At 46.1% G+C, this 3,673-nt stretch carries 5 protein-coding genes; all 5 read right to left on the bottom strand.

Translation table 11 applies throughout. The features are described 5' to 3' along the window. Nucleotides 1–84: 84 nt before the first annotated feature. The gene (locus tag IQ257_RS29010) at nt 85–465 is read right to left on the bottom strand and encodes a hypothetical protein (protein ID WP_193933466.1); all 381 of its coding nucleotides are present in this window, start codon (nt 463–465) and stop codon (nt 85–87) included. After that, a complete protein-coding gene (locus tag IQ257_RS29005) occupies nt 443–1,249 on the bottom strand; it encodes a response regulator (protein WP_193882320.1) in 807 nt (268 codons plus the stop codon). Before IQ257_RS29005 ends, IQ257_RS29010 begins: the two co-directional genes overlap by 23 nt. 150 nt (nt 1,250–1,399) lie before the next feature. Next, complete coding sequence (locus tag IQ257_RS29000; RefSeq protein ID WP_193882317.1) at nt 1,400–2,419, bottom strand: hypothetical protein; 1,020 nt, start codon at nt 2,417–2,419, stop codon at nt 1,400–1,402. A 58-nt stretch (nt 2,420–2,477) separates the two neighbouring features. Further along, the gene (locus IQ257_RS28995; RefSeq protein WP_193882314.1) at nt 2,478–2,801 is read right to left on the bottom strand and encodes a hypothetical protein; all 324 of its coding nucleotides are present in this window, start codon (nt 2,799–2,801) and stop codon (nt 2,478–2,480) included. After that, the gene (locus IQ257_RS28990; RefSeq protein ID WP_193882311.1) at nt 2,798–3,583 is read right to left on the bottom strand and encodes a hypothetical protein; all 786 of its coding nucleotides are present in this window, start codon (nt 3,581–3,583) and stop codon (nt 2,798–2,800) included. Before IQ257_RS28990 ends, IQ257_RS28995 begins: the two co-directional genes overlap by 4 nt. Nucleotides 3,584–3,673 lie beyond the last annotated feature (90 nt).

The following is a 3,673-nucleotide window of genomic DNA, read 5'->3' as shown; positions in this document are numbered from 1 at the left end:
CTTGATGTACAACGACCGAAGACTATCACTTAGTTTGATTAACGATTCTGAAGACATACAGCAGATTGCACACTAATTACTCTCTCAGTATCCCTGGTTTTGGATCATTTTTTTCTTGGAATACTCTAAATCGGATAGGCGAGTATCGTGATGGTCAAGTCGGACTTTCAACCAATTATGCTCATTTTTCTGACTTTTCCACTCCTCATCTCGTTCTTCAAGCTTCTTGATTCGCTCCTTTAGGGAAGCAAATTCCAACCCTAATGTTACCGAGCGTTTGGCAATCCAGACTAAGGGTGCGGTGATGATTGGAAAGGCTGAACCCAACAATTCCCAATCGATTGCCGTAGGTGCTTCACTCACCAACCGAATCAACGCATGAATGAGGACAGAACCTGATAGCCCCAGGACGATTATTGCTCCTGTTTTGAAGACGTGTTCTTTACGAGATGGTTGAATGCTCACGGCTTTCTTTTCCTTCCGGTGGCTGGATGTGGTAGGTAAACCAAATATTCTCCGTTAGATAAATGCGATCGCCTGTAGATAAAGCCTGTTGATTAGTGATTCTGGTGCCGTTAACCCACACCCCATACTCAGAGGGTTCTGGCTTCTTGGAAATTGGCCCGTCTGTTACCCAGTGAGTGGGGGATGTTTCTCGCTTACGAAGTTGTAGCGCCGCGTGGAATCGGGAGAGACGATTGGCAGGATCGTTGATTTGGATTGTAGAGCGATCGCTTCTCCCCAATAGCTCAAAATCCCCTATCTCAATGCGCCTATTCGCTACGCCGGGAGCGTTCAGAATGATAAAGTAGGTGGCTTCTTTGGGTAATGGTTTCGTTAATTCATGCCGTCCCAAACGCGCCACCACCGCACCCAGAATCTCAGCACGGGTGAAGGGTTTGGTGATATAGTCATCCGCACCTAATTCCATGCCCCGGCGCATATCGGTGCGTTCGCCCCTGGCGGTGAGGAAAATAAAAGGAACGGAAGAGGTGGGTGCATGTTTGCGAACTCTGTCAAGTACAGCGAAGCCATCCGAAACACGAGCCAGATTGATGTCGCAGATGATTAAATCGGGAATTAGATTTTGCTCAAAGAGTAAATTATAGGAAGCGATCGCATCTTCAGCTTCCATCACTTGATACCCCTCAGCCGACAGAAGTTCACGTAGGTTATCACGAATTGGCGCTTCATCTTCCACCACGAGAATGCAAGGCTTATTTGTTGCTGCCGTTTTCGGTCGAGTCATCGTTAAGCTGCTGCGTGTCTAATAGCAGACGGTTGTGCAGGTGAGATGCTTCAACCCTTCGACTCCGCTCAGGGCTGAATGTCCGTTGATTGGGAGAGATATTCAATTAGCTTCTTGTAAAGTGTGAGTGTTATACTGACTCGCTTCGGTTCAGGAGACGTTGACATTGGAGAGGTCGAAATTGATGAGTTTGAGATTAACCAGCCGCACCATCAGGTTTATCAAGTCGTAGCGGTGAATTTCCCAACTGGTTTCTAGATTGGCGAAGTTGACGGGGGTGAACGGTTCCCGGTTGGGGTTAAGAGAGCCTAATTTATAGAAAAATTTCCCCAGTTCAGAGAGCAGACTATCTTGTTCATTGCCAGAAGGATGCTCCAGCCACTCAATTACCGTGTCCCCCAAGTGGAGGTACATGACATCTCTGCGGTCAAATGTTACCAGATGCGTGAATAACTCTGTATTCGGAATTTTCCAGTCTTTCTCTAGTTCGTCAGCGTTGATTATGCCGCCACTTCTGACACTCTGAATTGCAAAGTAGGCGTATGCTGCTGGGGAGAGGATAGTTTTCTTGAGTTCGGCTAACTCCTGCTGAGATATTACAGTACCAGGAGAACCTAGCCAATTTACTGTTACTGTACCCGTGAGGTCGTTGGTAATGCAACCTTTTGCAGGTATGTAGGTTTCACTTTTGTATACAGCAGGAACGTATTCTAGAGCGCTCATCCAGGTGATAAGGTCATCGTTAGCAATGCCCCAATCAGTCAGCATTTTGTTGGGATTAACGGTTAGAGGACTGATAGCACCTTTATTTGACTCGTACCACAGGACATATCTGAGGTATCCTTTGCCATCAAACACTCCTCCTTGATGAAGTTCTTTAAGTTCATCCATCAAAGGTGCCGATGTAGGCTTGACTCTCCAGGTGAATTTGATAGCTGGCAAAGTGTAGGAAGTTATCAATCCTAGTCTTCCGAGTCGTTCAAGAGCAGGAAGTAAGGATTTGTTTGGGACACCCTTAGATTGCAGACTGTCTGCATCAACAGTAGAACTAACTTTGGGAGGATTGTTGAGGGAGCGCAAGGTCAGATAGATATGAGCATTATCACCCAGTAGATTAGCTTCTTTGAGATTTGATAAATGTGAACTGTTAATGGTGTAGGTTGGTGCCATAAAACTGATTAAGCGGGGAAAAACTCCCCGCATATTTTCAATTGTTGTTCGACTTGATTTAAGGAAAAAGTTGACCAATCACACGAGTTCGCTTGAAAAGCCTGGGTTGACTAGGCAATGAAGCTGTCGGTGTGGAAATTATTGTCGTCGCAACGGCTCCAGGTGTGGGAAACCCCGCTAAGACTTTGATTAGCTGAAGTTTGAATGGATTGGGAATGAAAGGAACTGCATGGGAATGAAGGGGCTTGACAATATCTATTTTACTGAATAAAGGGAGAAAGATATTTGCCAAACCCGGAAGTGGTTTTTCGAGGACTAGAGAACTGACCCGTGGAATGGGATAATTGATTAATTCCCAGGCAGGTTCAGCAGTTACCGTCATATTCTCACTCCAATCGCTGAAACACCGCCCTTAATGCAGTAGTACTGATTGCCGTCGATAACAGGTCGATCGCCTCTTTTTACACCTTCTCCAGCAAACATCACGAATTCTTCGTTGAGTGAGCCGCATGACCCACAATTGTTACTGGAGGGACTGTAAATGGGAATGCGTTGGTAGTACTCCCGACGGAGCGATCGCGGATTCATGTTCTCAAGTCTCGTTGAATGAAGCCCCAAGGCATAGTCTGTCCCGCCACTATTTAACTGCAAATTAAATGGAGAACGAGCCGCACTACAAGATGAGAGATTAACTAGAGTTTGATTCCAAGGAACAAAGGCGTAGGGCCACATATCCCACCACGTTGGGCGTTCAGGTCGGAAAAATCCCAGGACTTGGGAAAGAGTTCCTTGAAATAGCAACAACAACTTCGCTTGTGGATGATTAACTTCCACAGCGCCAATGGAAGATAAGGCTGTAAATCTCACGGTATCGCAGAACCGAGAGGCATTGGCTTCTGTCGTTGGAGTATTTCCCGGCTCATTCCACTCGAAAAACAGCCGCTCGTTTACGTCTAAATTGGCGGTGACTCGTGTTTCAATGCCAAATTTATCGTAGTCATTGGCACTGTACGTGAGCTGGAATGCTACTCCCCGGTCTGTCCCTGTCGTAAATGTATCAGTTGCGGGTTGCGCCAATAAATTGGCAAGTCTCTCTCTGATAAAAGTTGAGAGGGAGTCTGGAGTAACATTCGTTAACTCAGATTCAGTCAAAGTCGCTGGCATATTGGTCGTAGTAGAGGGTTAGATTTATCTCACCGGGATAGTCAGAAATGTTGGTGAGATTTATAAAACAGCTTTCGTAGACGACGGGGA

The sequence above is a fragment of the Coleofasciculus sp. LEGE 07092 genome, from assembly GCF_015207375.1.
Classification (GTDB): Bacteria; Cyanobacteriota; Cyanobacteriia; order Cyanobacteriales; family Coleofasciculaceae; genus LEGE-07092.
Note: the sequence above shows the minus strand (reverse complement) of the source record. Positions and strands in the feature narration are given on the sequence as shown.

Excerpts from the sequence above, each read along its gene's own strand:
- IQ257_RS29005 (WP_193882320.1), bottom strand. The coding sequence starts at position 1,249 with ATGACTCGACCGAAAACGGCAGCAACAAATAAGCCTTGCATTCTCGTG.
- IQ257_RS29000 (WP_193882317.1), bottom strand. The coding sequence starts at position 2,419 with ATGGCACCAACCTACACCATTAACAGTTCACATTTATCAAATCTCAAA.
- IQ257_RS28995 (WP_193882314.1), bottom strand. The coding sequence starts at position 2,801 with ATGACGGTAACTGCTGAACCTGCCTGGGAATTAATCAATTATCCCATT.
- IQ257_RS28990 (WP_193882311.1), bottom strand. The coding sequence starts at position 3,583 with ATGCCAGCGACTTTGACTGAATCTGAGTTAACGAATGTTACTCCAGAC.